Consider the following 14,882-nt stretch of genomic DNA (forward strand, 5'->3'; position numbering starts at 1 on the left):
TCAGGCGCCGGGCCGCACCTCGACACCCTCGCCGTCCGCCAACCGCACCCGGACCTCGTGGCCGTCGCTCCAGCGGACGTGCACACCGTCCTCGCCGTCCACGCGCACGGTCACCAGCTCGTCGAGCGGAGCGGGTTCCGGTTCCGCCGTGAGGCGGGCGAGGGCGACGAAGAGGGTGGGTGCGGGGTCGGTGGTGCCGGTGAGGTCGTCGTCGAGTCCGGCGACCGGGCGGAGTTCGGCGCTGACCCCGTCCCGCGCGGCCCACCCCGTGATCCGGACCGGCGTCCCCGGTGCCGCCCCCGCCACCAGATGGGCCCGCACCTCCACGGCCCCCCGCGCGAGCACCACGCTCGTCACCCGCGTTCCGGCGCCGGCCGAGTGCCGGGACGCCGCCCAGCCGTCGCCCACGCCCAGCGGCACGATGTCCGTACGGCTCGGATCGTCGCCGATGATCACGCTGTTGTCGTACGCCGGGGCGGGCGCCGTCGCCGTGGAGTAGGCGAGGCGCGTGTAGTACGGGTCGTAGCGGACGTCCTCGCTGCCGTGGTTGTGAAGGCGGACCAGGCCGTCCGCGCTGGTGGACTGGAGCAGCCAGTTGGGGGCGGCGATGGCGGTGACCGCGTCCGTGCGCTCGGCGGGGGCGGGTTTCTCCGCCGCCGTCCAGACCTCGTGGTCCGCCGGGAGGAGCAGGCCGAGGAAGCCCTTGCTGGCCCAGTACGGGGACGCCGGGCCCGAATAGCCTTGCAGGACGGCCTCGTCGGGGCCGTGCCAGCCGAGGCTCAGCAGACCGTGCCCGTCCACGGCACCGCGCTCCAGGAAGTACTTCAGCGCGCCGGAGGACAGTCGGCGGGTCTCGCCCGGGGTGAGCGGCGTACGGCCGGTGAGGGCGCCGAGCCACAGGGGGGCCGTGGTCGCGAAACGGTAGGTGAGGGAGCGGCCCTGGTGCATGGGGGCGCCGTCGCCGCCGAAGAGGCGGGCGTAGTCCTCCAGGTGGCGGGAGAGCCGGTCGCCGTACAGGTCGAGGAGCCGTTCGTCCTGGGCCAGCCAGGCGTGCAGCACCGGGTAGAGGTGCATGGCCCAGCCGTTGTAGTAGTCGAACTTCCGGCCGTCGCCGTCCGTGTACCAGCCGCCGCCGACGTACCAGTCCTCGATGCGTTCGAGGCCCCGGTCGATCGCCTTGCGGGACTCCTCGGCCTGGTACCCGATCTCCTGGAGGAAGCCGCCGACGGTGACAGGGAACAGCTCCCAGTTGCAGGGCCAGGCCTCGGCGGTCAGCCCGTCCGCGAGCCAGGCCGCCGCCCGCTGCCGTACCCCGTCGTCGAGCCGGTCCCACAGCAGCGGCCGGGTCAGCCGCAGGGCGAGGGCGATCGACGCGGCCTCGACCAGCGGCTGGCTGCGGTCCTCGATGCGGGGCCAGACACCCGAGACGCCGGCCGCGAGGCCCTCGGCGTAGCGCTCCAGGGCCGTCTCGTCCTGGCGGAAGGTGGCCAGCAGGAGCGTACGGGCGTACCCCTCCAGTCCGTCCGAGAGCCGGCCCGACCAGCTCTGGCGGTCGCCCGGGAAGTGGTAGAGGGCGCGGTCCTCGGTGGCGTACGGCTCCACAGCGCCGAGCAGGGAGTCGGCGGCCGCCTCCCAGTGGGCGCGGGTGTACCCGGTGCGCGGGCTCAGGGTGCGGTCGTCCGGGGGCAGATGCATGGGTTCTCTTTCTCGCCGGCTCGGTTCAGACCTGGGGCGCCCCGGTTCCGGTCGGGGCGCCCCAGGGGTTCATCCCACCCGCACCTTGCCCTCCGGCACCAGATGCCGGGCGACGAGTTCGTCGCGGACGAGCTCCGCGTACGTCGTGGCGCCGTGCACCGAGGTGTGGGTGTTGTCGCGCTTCTCGTTGTAGAGGTACAGGGCCTTGGACGCCTCGACGCCGAGGGACTCCACCAGCGCCTTCGTCTTCGCCGTCAGGTCGATCAGCGGGACGTCGTGGGCGGCGGCGACCGAGCGGATGACGGCGGGGTGGTCCACGCCGAGGCCGTTCACCAGCAGCGCCGTGCCGTTGTCGAGCGTGCCGTCGGCGTTGAACCAGCGGCGCACGATCGGAGTGACGAGGACGGGCTCGCCGCGCTGCTCGCGGACCCCGGCGACCAGGGCCTCCAGGTTGGTCCGGTAGGTCGTCTCGTCGGTGGTCTTGTCGTTGTGGGCGAGCTGGATCAGGACCAGGTCGCCGGGGCGGATCCGGGGCTGGACGGTGGCCCACAGGCGGGAGTCGGCGAGGTAGGTGACCGTGCTCTCGCCGGAGTCGGCGTGGTTGGCGACGGAGACGCCCTTGCGGAGGTACTGCGGCAGCTGCTGGCCCCAGCCGGTGTACGGGTCGCCGGGCTGGTCGCAGACGGTGGAGTCGCCGACGAGGAAGATCTGGCGGGCGTGCCGGGCGGGGGTGACCTTGATGCCGGCGAGCGCGGGGGCCGCCCCGCCGAGCCGGAGGTCGAGGCCGGGGCTTCCGTCGGGGCCGGTGGGCTCGCCCTCGGGGGTGCGGACGTCCACGGTGAAGCTGCGGGAGACCCGCTCGCCCGCTGGGGCGGCCGTCTCGGGGAGCAGAGCGCGGCGGGTCTCGCCGGTGACGCTCGTGCTGGACGCGGCCCCGCCGCCCAGGAGGACCTTCACGTCGTACGTGCCGGGCGGGACGTCGAAGTGGCAGGCGGTGGCGGTGCAGTGGTCGAGGCCGAGGGGCCGTCGCCCGTCGTACGACCCGTGCGCCTGGGCCGGTACGGCCGCCAGGCCGGTGCTCAGCGTCACCGCCGCCAGGACGGCGAGGTTGAAACGTCTCATTCGGTCGGCTCCTCCACAGGACGACAAGGCCTGGCGCTGGACCGTACCCGTTTCCGCAAGCGCTTTCTAGATCTCGGTCAGATTTCGCAGGACTGCCAACTTCTCCGTAACGAAAGCCCTTTCGCGAAATCGATTCAACTGTCACTCTCGCTCTCACCCGCACCACCCCCACGATCCTCGAGACACCTCTGGACCACCTCTCGAAGGAGGCACCCCCATGTCCGGATCCACCGACAGAACGGTCCGACGCCGTACCTTCGTGCTCGGGACCGCCGCCGCGGCCGGGACGGCCGCGCTGAGCGGGACCGCGGCCGCCGCGGCCTTCGGCTGGAGCGACGACGGGTCGAACTACGTCGTCGACACCGGCGCCGACCTGGTCTTCAAGGTCAGCAAGTCCAACGGCGACCTGACCTCGCTGGTCTACCGGGGCACGGAGTACCAGGGCTACGGCGGCATGAACTCGCACATCGAGTCCGGCCTCGGCTCGTCCACCGTGTCCATCAGACAGTCGGGTTCGACCATCCTGATCTCGGTGGCGTACGGCACGCTGCGGCACTACTACGCGGCCCGCAGCGGCGAGAACAACATCTACCTGTGGACCAACAAGGCCGACACGTCGGTCTCCGCCACCCGCTACATCCTGCGCGTGAAGAAGGGGCTGTTCCTCAACGACGAGCCCGACTCCTACACGTACACGAACAGCACCATCGAGGCGTCGGACGTCTTCGCGAAGTCCGACGGCCAGACCCGCTCGAAGCACTACTCGAAGCGGCGCGTGATGGACTACGACTACATCGGCTGGTCCGGCGGCGGCGTCGGTCTGTGGATCGTGCGCAGCAACCACGAGAAGGCGTCCGGCGGCCCGTTCTACCGCTCGCTGCTGCGCCACCAGAGCGCGGACGGGGGTGGCCTGTACGAGATCCTGTACTACGGCCAGAACCAGACCGAGGCACAGCGGTTCGGCCTCCAGGGCCCGTACGTCATCGCCCTCACCGACGGCGGGGCACCCTCCTCGTCGCTGTTCCCGGGTACGCTCACCACCTCGTGGGCGGACTCGCTCGGCATGGCCGGGTACGTCGGCGCGAGCGGGCGCGGACGGGTGGCCGGGGTCGGGATCTCCGGGCGGAACACGGCGTACCCGTACACCGTCGGCATCGCCAACTCGGCGGCCCAGTACTGGGCATCGGCGCGTTCGTCGGACGGCTACTTCTCGATCGGGGGTGTGCTGCCGGGGACGTACACGCTGACCGTCTTCAAGGGCGAACTCGCCGTGTACACGGGGTCGGTGACGGTGACCGCCGGGGGCACGACCACTTTCAACACGATCGCGATCCCGTCCTCGAACGATCCGAGCAACGCGAGCGCGATCTGGCGGATCGGCGACTGGAACGGCACGCCGAGCGGGTTCAAGAACGCCGACCTGATGACGTACGCGCACCCGTCCGACGTCCGGGCCGCCTCCTGGACCGGCAACGTCGTCATCGGCAACAACGAGACGTCGTCGTTCCCCTGTTACCTCTGGAAGGACGTCAACAGCGGGATCCTGGTGTACTTCCGGCTGACGGCGGCCCAGGCGGCGGCCGCGCACACCCTGCGGATCGGGGTGACGACGGCGTACGCCAACGGCCGCCCCCAGGTGTCGGTCAACGGCAACTGGACGTCGGCCATCCCCTCCCCGCCCACCCAGCCGGACACCCGGTCGCTGACCAACGGTTCCTACCGCGGCAACAACCACACGTTCACCTACAGCGTGCCGGCGTCCGCCTGGCTGACGGACACCGGCCAGTACAACGTGCTGAAGATCGACGTGGTGAGCGGTTCGGGGCTGACCGGCTATCTCAGCGCGGGCACGGCGATCGACGCGATCGACCTGCTCGCCTGACGGCACCGGCACCTCATGTCCCGCGCGTCCACTGCTGGTTCGTCGCGCCGTTGCACGTGTACGTGATGATCGCGGCGCCATTGGCAGTGGACGCGCCGTTCACGTCCAGGCACTCCCCGGTCGCGCGGGACTTGACGTTCACGTAGGAGCCGGTCGTGGTCACCGACCACTGCTGGCTGGTCGAGGAGGCGTTGCAGTTCTCCTGGGTGACCGTGCTCGCGTTCTCCTGCACGCACAGGGAGCTGTTCCTGACCAGCAGCTGGTAGTAGCCGCTGCCGACCGACTTGAACCAGTACTTCTGGTTGTTGCCGCCGTTGCAGTCGTACTGCTTGATCTGGGCGCCCTGCCACAGTGACTGGCTGGTCACGTCGGCGCACTTGGCGGAGTTCCGGGCGATCAGCGTGTTGTACGTGGCGCTCGTCCCGCTGACCGAGCCGGTGGCCGTGTCGATGGTGATCTCCGGGGACCAGGACATGGACATCGAGGTCGAGGAGGGGAAGGTCAGCGGCAGCCAGACGTAGCGGGAGTCGTTGACGGTGCCGCCGAAGGAGTTGCCCCAGCGGTCACCCAGGTACAGGTACGAGGTGGCCGAACTGCCCTGCACGGGAAGGACGTACGCGGTCTGCGAGCCGTAGGTCGTGGAGTCGCCGATGTTCTTCATCGCGGTCCACGGGCCGGCGATGTTGGTGGCCGTGGCGTACTGCTGCTGGTTGGGGTTCCAGCCGGTCGCGCCGGACGTCAGCATGAAGTAGACGCCGTTCCGCTTGAACAGGGCGGGGGCCTCGCGGTGGCCGCCGTGCCAGGGGTCGGCGACCAGGGCGGCGATGCCGGTGTAGTCGCTGGTCAGGCGGTAGATCTGCAGGTCGTAGTTCTCGCGGGCGGCGGAGGCCATGTAGCCGGTGCCGTCGGTGTCGACGAAGACCGTGATGTCACGGGACATGTGCTGGCCGAGCGGGCGGAAGCTGCCCTGCCAGGTGTAGTTGCCGTCGACGGTGTCGGAGACGGCGACGGCGGCGCGGGCCTCGCTGTAGTCGGTGCCGTTCTCCTTGTGCATCCACATGACGAACTTGCCGGTGGAGGCGTTGTACATGACCTTCGGGCGCTCGATGTTGGCGGTGGCCAGCTCGGCGGCGCTGGACTGGGTCAGGACGTGGTTCCTGAACTCCCAGTTCTTCAGGTCGGTGGAGCGGTAGGCGTCCACGTAGCGGAAGGTGTTGTCGGCGTTGCGGTGTTCGCCGAACCAGTAGTAGTAGGTGCCGACCTTGATGACGCCGCCGCCGTGGGCGTGCACGGGGTTGCCGGAGGTGTCGGTGAACTGGGTGCCGTTGGTGACGGTCCGGGGGGCCGCCTGGGCGGGGCCGGCGGTCGCGAGGGCGCCTGCGACGGCCAGACACAGGGCGAGCAGGACCGCGTACGCACGTCTCATCTCACACACGCTCCTTCACGGTCGCGGCAGCCGTGTCGGCCACGGGTATGCCGAAGTCCGGGGTGCCGTCGGGGTGCCAGCCGAGCTTCTGGACGCGGGTGTGGCGGTTGGGGTCGTTCAGCGGGTCGCCGACGATCTCCTTGTACTGGCGTGCGTGGTAGACGAGGACGTCGCTGCGGCCGTCCTCGGCGACGGTGAAGCAGTTGTGGCCGGGGCCGTACTGCTTCGTGGTGTCGTTGCTGGTGAAGACCGGGGTCGGTGACTTGGCCCAGGCGGCGGGGTCCATGAGGTCGGCGTCCGCGTCGGCGGTGAGCATGCCGACGCAGTAGTGGTGGTCGGTGGCGGAGGCCGAGTAGGTGAGGAAGATCCGGCCGTTGCGCTTGAGGGCGTACGGGCCCTCGTTGACCTTGAAGCCGACGCACTCCCAGTCGTACTCCGGTGTGGACAACCGGATCTGAGGGCCCTTCAGGGTCCAGGGGTTGGCCATCTCGGAGAGGAAGAGCCCGGTGTTGTTGTCGAGACCGGGTTCGTGCTGGGCCCAGCAGAGGTAGCGGGTGCCGCGGTGGGTGAAGGTGGTGGCGTCCAGGGAGAAGGTCTCCCAGGCCGTCTTGACCTGCCCCTTCTCCACCCAGGTGCCCTTGAAGGGGTTGGGGTGGGAGTTCTCCAGGACCCAGATGCGGATCTTCCAGACGTCCTCGGCGGGCGCGGAGGCGAAGTAGATGTACCACTTGCCGCCGATGCGGTGCAGCTCCGGCGCCCAGATGTGCGCGCCCATGTCGCCGGTGGCGTGGGCCCGCCAGATGACCGACTCGGCGGCCGTGGTCAGGCCGTTCAGGGTGCGGGAGCGGCGCAGGATGATGCGGTCGTACTCGGGGGCGGTGGCCGTGAAGTAGTAGAAGCCGTCGGTGTGACGGTTGATGTGGGGGTCGGCGCGCTGCTGGACGAGGGGGTTCATGTAGGGGGCTGCCTTCGGGGGTGCGGCGTGGGCGACACCGGGGACGGCGGACGCGGCGGTCAGGGCGCCGGCGGCTGCGGCACCCTTCAGCAGCAGTCTGCGGCTGGGGACCTGGGGGGCTGGGGGGAGGTGGGGCAGGTCGTCTGCGCGGCTCATGCGGACTGCCTCTCGGGTTCTCAGAGGGGGAGTTGTTCGAAATAACGGACATGATCTGCTATTACGAACGCCGAAAAGGTAAGGGTGTGGAACCAGGAGGTCAACGGGTTCGACGTGACGAAGAGAGCGCTTACCGACGAGGCGCGATTTTCTGTTATCCGCGCCCTCCCCACCCGTCTCCCATGACGTGCGCAGCCATACCCACAAGACAGCAGCGGCCGTCGGCGCCCTCGCGGCGGTCGCCGCCCTGACCCTCGCCGCTCCCCCGGCGGCCGCCGTCGGCCGGGACGTGACCGCCGACGTCCTCGCCGACCGGGACGTGACGCTCAGCGGCGACACGGTGGTCACCGTGCCCCCGGGGACGACGACGTACGACGGCGTCTTCCGCGGCGAGGGCACGCTCACCGTGCGCGGCACCGGGACCCTGGTCCTGACCAGGGACAGCGACTTCACCCTGCCGAAGTCCCGGCAGCGGCAGAAGGTGAGCGTCCTCGGCGGCAACCACCCGTACGTCACCACCACCGACGCCGACCCGCCCGCGATCACTGTCGAGCGCGGGGCGACCCTGCAGTACGGCGACGGCGGTACGACCGGGCTGATCGGCCACTTCCCGTACGGCACCCCGGCGTTCCGGCTCAACCAGGACAACATCCGGGTCGACGGCACTCTGCGCCTGTCGCTGAAGAGCGCCTACAACCTGGGCACCATCAGCGGCTCCGGGCTCATCACCCAGCCCCGCTTCCTCTGGGGCACCTGGGACCTGCCGGGCACCCACTCCTTCTCCGGGGTGATCGACAACGGCACGCAGGTCAACGCCGGGCGCCCGGAGTTCGCGACATCGCTGCCGAACGTGCGCAAGATCCTCAACCAGGGCACGTACACGGTGGACACCCCGCTCGGCCGGACCGTGACCATGGGCATGGACTTCTACCAGCGCGAGTACGGCAGCGACATCAACGTCCAGTCCCGGCCGGGCGGCAAGGTGGTCCTCACGGGCCAGTACAGCTGGTCGGACCAGGGCGGCGACACCGACCCCTCGCTCAGCGACCCGGCCCTGAACTGGACGCCCGCGCGCAAGAACGTCAACAAGCGCGGCACCAACATCAAGGGCGCGAACGTCCAGTGGGGCGACGGCACCACGAACAGGATCTTCATGCCGGGCACGGCGGAGACCGTCTACATCAACCTCCTCGCGGCCCGCTCCCGCTCCCTGCTCACCTTCGACTACAACGGCCCGGTGACGCTGGGCGCCCCCATCGGCGGCGGCAGGTTCCACGACACGCTCGCCGCGCCCGGCGCCGGGGACGTCGTCATCAAGGGGACGAAGGGCAACGACGTCACCTTCGCCGCCGTGCAGTACTACGACGGCTCGACGACCGTCGAGAAGGGCGCGGTGCTGCGGCTGGGCAGCGGCCGGGCGGGCGGCGACGGCGGGCTCTACACCCAGGGCGCCCTCCACAAGGTCGTCAACGACGGCTCGCTGGTGCTGAACAACACGGGCAAGCCCCTGTCGCTGTCCCGCGTCGGCGGCAGCGGCTCGCTCACCCAGGCGGGATCCGCGACGGCGACCCTGACGGGCGGCGCGGTGACGTACACCGGCACGACCACGGTCGAGCGGGGCACCCTCGCCCTGCGCGACGGCGCGACGCTCGCCCACAGCAAGGCGATCCGGCTCACGACGGCGAAGTCCCGGCTGGACGCGGGCCCTTCGGGGCTGCGCGTCGGCACGGGCAGAACACTGACCGGGAAGGGGACCGTGCGGGGAGCGGTGACGAACGGCGGCGTGGTCGCGAGCGGCCTGACCGTCTCCGGCGACTACACCCAATCGGCGAAGGGCGAACTGGTCCTGCGCGACGCCCCGTTGAAGGTCACCGGCGCGGTCCGCCTGGCCGGCGACCTGGACCTGGCGTCCGCCGCGACCGGGACCGCACCGGCCCGGAGGATCACCGTCCTCGACCACCGGGGCCGGGCGAAGACGTCCGGCAGCTTCATCGGCCTCGAGGAGGGCACCAAGCTCCAGCTGGACGACACCACCTACCGGATCAGCTACCGGGGCGGCGACGGCAACGACGTCGTCCTGACCGCCGTCACCGGCACCCCCTCCCCCGGCTCGGACACGCCCCGCGCGGCGGCCGACGCGCTCTCCCCCGACCCCCGTACGGCGAGCGCCGCGAGCAGCGGCCTCGGCTGGTGGCCGTACGTCCTGGCGTCGGGCCTGCTCGTCGGGCTCGCGGTCCCGGCGACGAGGTTCGGTCGGGGGCGCGGGCGGCGGCGGGGTGGGCGGCACGCGGCGTAGGGACGCCCACCGGGTGTCCCACCTGCCCGGTGTCCCACATGCCGGTCGCCCATGCCGGTCCCCCGCCCCGGCTCGACTACCGTCGTCACCATGACCAGCACCATCACCCTCGCCGAAGCCCTCGCCGCCGGAACCGTCGTGCTCGACGGCGGCATGTCCAACCAGCTGGAGTCCGCCGGGCACGACCTGAGCGACGAGCTGTGGTCGGCGCGGCTGCTCACGGAGCGGCCCGAGGCGATCACCGAGGCGCATCTCGCCTACTTCGAGGCCGGGGCGGACGTGGCGATCACGTCGAGCTACCAGGCCACCTTCGAGGGGTTCGACAAGCGAGGGATCGGGCGGGAGCGGGCGGCCGAACTGCTCGCCCTGAGCGTGGAGTTGGCGCGCGAGGCCGCCCGGCAGGCGCAGGCCGCGGGGATCGCGCGGCCGCTGTGGGTGGCCGCCTCGGTCGGGCCCTACGGGGCGATGCTCGCGGACGGCTCCGAGTACCGGGGGCGGTACGGGCTGAGCGTGGCCGAGCTGGAGCGCTTCCACCGGCCCCGGCTGGAGGTGCTGGCCGCGGCCCGTCCCGACGTGCTGGCGCTGGAGACGGTCCCGGACGCCGACGAGGCCGAGGCGCTGCTGCGGGCGGTGCGCGGGCTGGACGTGCCGGCCTGGCTGTCGTACTCCGTCGCTGGGGAGCGGACCCGTGCCGGGCAGCCGCTGGAGGAGGCCTTCGCCCTGGCCGCCGACGCGGACGAGGTGATCGCGGTGGGCGTGAACTGCTGCGCGCCGGAGGACGTCGAGCGGGCCGTCGAGACCGCCACCCGGGTCACCGGCAAGCCCGTCGTCGTCTACCCGAACAGCGGCGAGGCCTGGGACGCGCGGGCGCGGGCCTGGAACGGCCGCTCCTCCTTCTCCCCGGAGGAGGTCCTGGGGTGGCGTGCCTCCGGGGCGCGGCTGATCGGGGGGTGCTGCCGGGTGGGGCCGGAGGCGATCTCGGGGATCGCGGGGGCATTGAAGGCGTAACGGCTGTCGACGCCCCCACCACGCTGCTAGCCTCCGGACGGGAACCGGTTGCCGCTGTGTTTCCGCAGTTCGAGGGGGCGAGGCAGGGATGACCAGGAAGAGCGCGGACGCGGGGCGCAGCACCATCCGGGACGTGGCGGCCCGGGCGGGGGTGTCCGCGTCGACCGTGTCGCGGGTGCTCGGTGGGGTGTATCCGGTGAGTTCGGCGACGCGGACGCGTGTGATGCGGGCGGTGCGGGACCTGGACTACGTCGCCGACGCGCGGGCGAAGGCGGTCGCGGGCGTCGGCACGCCCACGCTGGCGTTCGTGCTGGAGGACATCACCGGGCCGTCGTTCGCGCACATGGCGTACGGGGTGGAGCGGGAGGCGCGGCGGCTCGGGCATCTGTGCCTGGTGTGCACCACGGAGGGCGACGTCCAGCACGAGGTGGAGTTCGTCGAGATGATGCGCGCCCAGCGCGCCGCCGCCGTGATCCTGGTCGGCGGCTCGGCCGACACCCCCGAGTACCGCGAGCGCACCCGCCGCATGGCCGACTCGCTGGCGTCGGCGGGCTCCCGGCTGGTGCTGTGCGGCCGGCCGCCGCTCGGCCCCGGGGCGCCGGTCACGGTCATCGAGTACGACAACGAGGGCGGGGCCTACGCCCTGGTCGCCCACGTCCTCACCCAGGGGCATCAGCGGGTGCTGTTCCTCGGCGGCGCGTCCGACCACACCACCGCGCAGGGCCGTGAGCGCGGCTATCTCGCCGCCCACCGCGCCCGGGGCCTGGACCCGGACCCGGCGCTCCTCCTGCACGGCGACTTCACCCGCGACTCCGGGCACCGCCTGATGCGCGAGGCCCTGCAGCAGGGGCTGGAGTTCACGGCCGTGGTCGCCGCCACCGACATGGTCGCGGCCGGTGCGCTGACCGCCCTGCACGAGGCCGGCCTGAGCGTGCCCGGCGACGTGTCGCTGGCCGGCTACGACGACATCCCGTTCGCCCGTGACCTGCACCCCGCCCTGACGACGGTCCACGTCCCCTACGAGGAGCTGGGCCGTCTCGCGGTGCGCACCGCGCTCGGCCGGACCCCGGAGAACCCGGACGAGCATCTGCTGCTGGGCACGCACGTGGTGGTGCGGGACTCGGTGGCTCCTGCGAAGTAGGCGTGTCAGCGCGGTTCAGGGCCTAGGGGGTGCTTCGAACGTCCTGTGCGGTGCCCGCGCCCGCCGCGGCAGCGGCTGGTGTCGCAGCCGGTGCGTGCCCTCGGCGCGCCGGACGAAGGCCCTCGTACTGGACGTACCTGGGCCTTTGGCCGGTGCGGCGAGGGTGCGTGCCGGGCGCCGTGGGTGCTGTGCGGATCTTGCCCTACGGGCCGGTCCGGTCCGCCCCCGCCCCCGTACCGCCGGTCAGTGCCGCCGTACCGCGCCGGGCAGCCGCAGACGCCGGACCACCGCCCGCAGCTCCGCGCCGCGCCCGGCCGGGCCGAGAGCCGGGTCGGGGGCGGCGGGGATTTGCGGAGGTGTGGCCGCGGCGGCCCACAGGGCGAGCTCGGCGTCGCGCGGGCCGTGCACGGTACGGGTCTCGCCGTCGCCGAAGACCCGCACCGGATGCGAGTCGTCCCAGGGCTGCCACCCGGGGTCGCCGTCGACCGCGAACCGCACCCACGCCCGGTGCATCTCATCGGCCAGCTCCTGCGGGGCACCCTCGCCGGCCAGCCTGCGGGACTCGGGGACGTCGCCGGTGTCGAAGACGAAGCCGAGCTCCAGCGCGTGGCAGGAGCCGAGGTCGGGGAGGGTGGAGGGCCAGGCGAACTCGTACACGTACGACGCCCCGGGGCGGGAGTCGGCCAGGTGGTGCAGGGGGATGCGCAGCAGGTGGTCGGTGACCATCTGGCCGACGATCTCGGCGGTGCCGGCCTCCGGATGCAGGGCGCGGTAGCCGCGCGGGATGTCGGCGCCGGCGTGGCAGCGGGCCATGGCGCCGGCCAGGGCGACCGCGCCGAGCCGGTCGACGCGCTCCAGCAGCCCGCCGGGCACCAGCCACAGCCGGTATTCGTCGCGGGTCCAGCCCATCATGAGGTCCACGCCGACCGCGGCGTCACCCTCCGTGATCGCCGCGAGGGGCTCGCGGGGGACGATGTCGCCGTCGACGACGATCCCGAAGGCGGGCCCGCCCACCACGGGGCTGCTGAGCCGGCCGACCTCGGCCTGGGTGCGCAGCAGCAGCTCACGGTCGACGTCCGCGAAGGCGACGGCGGTCGCGGGGATCCTCAGCCGGGTGGCCATCCGGCGCACCATCCGCCGCACCTTGTCCCGGTCGGCGGTCTCGGGCGGTCCGCTCTGCAGGATCGCCCTTCGGACCAGTCCCTGGGCCTGCGGGGCGGCGAGCAGCGCGCCGATGCTGATCGCGCCGGCGGACTGGCCGAACAGGGTGATGCGGCCGGGGTCGCCGCCGAAGGCCTCGATGGACTCGTGCACCCAGTTCAGGGCGGCGAGCTGGTCGCGCAGGCCGGGGTTGGCGGGGGCGTCCGGGAAGTAGCCGTAGCCCTCGACGCCCAGCCGGTAGTTCACCGAGACGAGAACGACGCCGTCGCGGGCGAAGGGCCGGCCGTCGTACACGGGCATGCTCGCGGAGCCGCGGGTCAGGGCGCCGCCGTGCAGCCACACCATGACCGGCAATCGGGCGCCCGGACCGGGCTCGGGCGTCCAGACGTTGAGGTTGAGACAGTCGTCGCCGGGCACGACGGGGTCGGACAGGTACTGCGCGAAGGCCTCGGAGTACGGCGGTTTCGGCGGGGTCGGCCCGAAGGCCACGGCCTCGCGCACACCGTCCCAGGGCTCCGGCGGCACCGGTGGCCGGAACCTGCGGGGGCCGAACGGGGGCGCCGCGTAGGGGATGCCTCGGAACACCGCGACGCCCTGTTCGTACCGGCCCCGTACGGCACCGTAGGGCGTGCTCACCACGGGGTCTGTCACGGAATCCGTCTGGACTTCTGTCATACGTCCACCAGCCTCCTCACCGCGCTCGTGCACCGTGAAGATCAGAGCAACTCATTGTGGCCCGATATTCCGGTGCACGAGCGGGTGTGAGGGCTGTTCGGCGTACCCGGCTACTTGGCGTACATCAGGGTGCCGAAGCCGAGCTGGTCGAATCCTCCGCTGGTGGTGCCGTAGTCACCGCCGCCGCCCTCGGGTGCGACGGAGAAGCACATCTGGGCGATGTACTTGTCGTCCAGGAGCAGGCGCCGCCCGTAGTGGTAGTGGAGCATGGCCCACACCGGGCGGACCTGGCCGCGGCTGCCGGAGCCGATCACGGTCTGTGACTGCTGGGCGCAGTTCTGGCCGCTGCCCCAGGTGTAGGTGGTGTAGGGCACGTTCATGTTCAGGTTGTACTTGGCGACGTACTGGGCGGCCTTCATGAAGCGTCGGCCGTCGTACGAGTAGAGGTCCTCGCCCTGGTTCCAGGCCATCTCGCACAGGGCGCCCATCTGGCCCATGCCCATGACGGTGTGGCCCTGGTCGCGGCCGGACTCCTGCCACTGGCCGAGGTCGTAGCCCTCGACGTTGCCGTAGAGGAACGGGACGGCCTTCTTGATGGCGCCGTTGCCGCCGCCGTTCTTGAAGTAGTTGACGGCCTGGTCGTACTTGGCGCCGTCGTCGCACAGGATCCCGATGGCCATGATCGAGGCCATGTTGCACAGGTCCCAGTTGGCCCAGTAGTTGCTGATGCAGGCGTCGTTGTGGCCGGTCAGGAACTGGTTGTTGAGCGGGTAGAAGACGTTGAGCATCATCGTCTTGAACCGGTTGAGATCGAACCCCGCGTAGCCGCGCATGAGCTCGGCGACGTTCGCGAACTGCCAGCCGTAGAGGCCGGCGGCCAGGAACCGGTCGGCGTTTCCGGTGATGCTGGTGAGCGTGGACGACCAGGCGTTGAGGATGCGCACGGCGCAGTCGGCGTTGGCGGCGGTGCCGCCCACGTGCCAGCGCAGCGCGTTCTGGTAGGCGGCGTGGATGTCGTTGTAGAGCTGGGGGTAGTTCTGTCCGTCGCCGCCACGGATGATCGTGGCCGTGGGGCGGGGTGTCCAGGTGGACTGTGCGTGGGAGTTGGCCGTCAGCCGGTTCCAGCCGGACAGCCAGGGGTCGGTGCCCGCGGCGACCCTGACCTTGGCCCGGTTGATGTCTCCGGCGTTGTGCAGCATGCCGGGGTGGGTGAAGGTCGCCGGGGCCGCGTCCGCCGTGGTGGCGACGGACGCGGTCCCGGTCCCCAGAGCGACGGCCGCGGTGAGACCGCCGGCGGTCCTGAGCAGACCGCGACGGCTCAGCTCACCTGTGGGGAGGTGCTGGTGGGGGGAAGTGCGGCTCATT

Annotated in this window: 10 protein-coding genes; 4 read left to right on the forward strand and 6 right to left on the reverse strand. The window is 71.5% G+C overall.

The annotated features are described in order from the left end of the window. Together ACFZBP_RS03850 and ACFZBP_RS03855 are read right to left on the reverse strand one after the other, a co-directional pair. The gene (locus tag ACFZBP_RS03850) at positions 1 to 1,695 is read right to left on the reverse strand and encodes a DUF2264 domain-containing protein (protein ID WP_391409653.1); all 1,695 of its coding nucleotides are present in this window, start codon (positions 1,693 to 1,695) and stop codon (positions 1 to 3) included. Between the two features lie 69 nt (positions 1,696 to 1,764). Next, complete coding sequence (locus ACFZBP_RS03855; RefSeq protein WP_391409655.1) at positions 1,765 to 2,817, reverse strand: GDSL-type esterase/lipase family protein; 1,053 nt, start codon at positions 2,815 to 2,817, stop codon at positions 1,765 to 1,767. A gap of 217 nt (positions 2,818 to 3,034) precedes the next feature. Here ACFZBP_RS03855 and ACFZBP_RS03860 point away from each other — a divergent pair, with 217 nt between their 5' ends. Beyond that, positions 3,035 to 4,699 carry a rhamnogalacturonan lyase B N-terminal domain-containing protein gene (locus tag ACFZBP_RS03860; RefSeq protein WP_391409657.1) on the forward strand — a complete coding sequence of 555 codons (1,665 nt, stop codon included), beginning with the start codon at positions 3,035 to 3,037 and terminating at the stop codon, positions 4,697 to 4,699. A 13-nt stretch (positions 4,700 to 4,712) separates the two neighbouring features. Here the strand turns inward: ACFZBP_RS03860 and ACFZBP_RS03865 are convergent, their stop codons facing one another. Together ACFZBP_RS03865 and ACFZBP_RS03870 are read right to left on the reverse strand one after the other, a co-directional pair. Further along, a complete protein-coding gene (locus ACFZBP_RS03865) occupies positions 4,713 to 6,125 on the reverse strand; it encodes an RICIN domain-containing protein (protein WP_391409659.1) in 1,413 nt (470 codons plus the stop codon). A 1-nt stretch (position 6,126) separates the two neighbouring features. Then, entirely contained in the window at positions 6,127 to 7,236 is a 1,110-nt protein-coding gene (locus tag ACFZBP_RS03870) for a glycoside hydrolase family 43 protein (protein WP_383446385.1), read from the reverse strand. Positions 7,237 to 7,423: 187 nt separating this feature from the next. Here ACFZBP_RS03870 and ACFZBP_RS03875 point away from each other — a divergent pair, with 187 nt between their 5' ends. From ACFZBP_RS03875 to ACFZBP_RS03885, 3 genes are all read left to right on the forward strand, one after another. Further along, positions 7,424 to 9,532 carry an autotransporter gene (locus tag ACFZBP_RS03875; RefSeq protein ID WP_391409661.1) on the forward strand — a complete coding sequence of 703 codons (2,109 nt, stop codon included), beginning with the start codon at positions 7,424 to 7,426 and terminating at the stop codon, positions 9,530 to 9,532. A gap of 90 nt (positions 9,533 to 9,622) precedes the next feature. Next, complete coding sequence (gene mmuM, locus ACFZBP_RS03880) at positions 9,623 to 10,540, forward strand: homocysteine S-methyltransferase (RefSeq protein WP_391409663.1); 918 nt, start codon at positions 9,623 to 9,625, stop codon at positions 10,538 to 10,540. 88 nt (positions 10,541 to 10,628) lie between these two features. After that, positions 10,629 to 11,681: a LacI family DNA-binding transcriptional regulator gene (locus tag ACFZBP_RS03885; protein WP_383446376.1), complete on the forward strand. Its 1,053-nt coding sequence runs from the start codon at positions 10,629 to 10,631 to the stop codon at positions 11,679 to 11,681. Positions 11,682 to 11,924: 243 nt separating this feature from the next. Here ACFZBP_RS03885 and ACFZBP_RS03890 read toward each other — a convergent pair whose 3' ends face one another. Together ACFZBP_RS03890 and ACFZBP_RS03895 are read right to left on the reverse strand one after the other, a co-directional pair. After that, positions 11,925 to 13,517 carry a carboxylesterase family protein gene (locus tag ACFZBP_RS03890; protein ID WP_391409666.1) on the reverse strand — a complete coding sequence of 531 codons (1,593 nt, stop codon included), beginning with the start codon at positions 13,515 to 13,517 and terminating at the stop codon, positions 11,925 to 11,927. Positions 13,518 to 13,627: 110 nt separating this feature from the next. Then, the gene (locus ACFZBP_RS03895) at positions 13,628 to 14,881 is read right to left on the reverse strand and encodes an alginate lyase family protein (RefSeq protein ID WP_391409668.1); all 1,254 of its coding nucleotides are present in this window, start codon (positions 14,879 to 14,881) and stop codon (positions 13,628 to 13,630) included. Position 14,882 lies beyond the last annotated feature (1 nt).

Origin of the sequence: Streptomyces sp. NPDC008086, from assembly GCF_042957325.1 — a bacterium.
GTDB lineage: Bacteria > Actinomycetota > Actinomycetes > Streptomycetales > Streptomycetaceae > Streptomyces.

Bases quoted from the DNA above. Each gene is read 5' to 3' on its own strand.
- ACFZBP_RS03850 (WP_391409653.1), bottom strand. From the start codon at position 1,695: ATGCATCTGCCCCCGGACGACCGCACCCTGAGCCCGCGCACCGGGTAC.
- ACFZBP_RS03855 (WP_391409655.1), bottom strand. From the start codon at position 2,817: ATGAGACGTTTCAACCTCGCCGTCCTGGCGGCGGTGACGCTGAGCACC.
- ACFZBP_RS03860 (WP_391409657.1), top strand. From the start codon at position 3,035: ATGTCCGGATCCACCGACAGAACGGTCCGACGCCGTACCTTCGTGCTC.
- ACFZBP_RS03865 (WP_391409659.1), bottom strand. From the start codon at position 6,125: ATGAGACGTGCGTACGCGGTCCTGCTCGCCCTGTGTCTGGCCGTCGCA.
- ACFZBP_RS03870 (WP_383446385.1), bottom strand. From the start codon at position 7,236: ATGAGCCGCGCAGACGACCTGCCCCACCTCCCCCCAGCCCCCCAGGTC.
- mmuM (WP_391409663.1), top strand. From the start codon at position 9,623: ATGACCAGCACCATCACCCTCGCCGAAGCCCTCGCCGCCGGAACCGTC.
- ACFZBP_RS03885 (WP_383446376.1), top strand. From the start codon at position 10,629: ATGACCAGGAAGAGCGCGGACGCGGGGCGCAGCACCATCCGGGACGTG.
- ACFZBP_RS03890 (WP_391409666.1), bottom strand. From the start codon at position 13,517: ATGACAGAAGTCCAGACGGATTCCGTGACAGACCCCGTGGTGAGCACG.
- ACFZBP_RS03895 (WP_391409668.1), bottom strand. From the start codon at position 14,881: ATGAGCCGCACTTCCCCCCACCAGCACCTCCCCACAGGTGAGCTGAGC.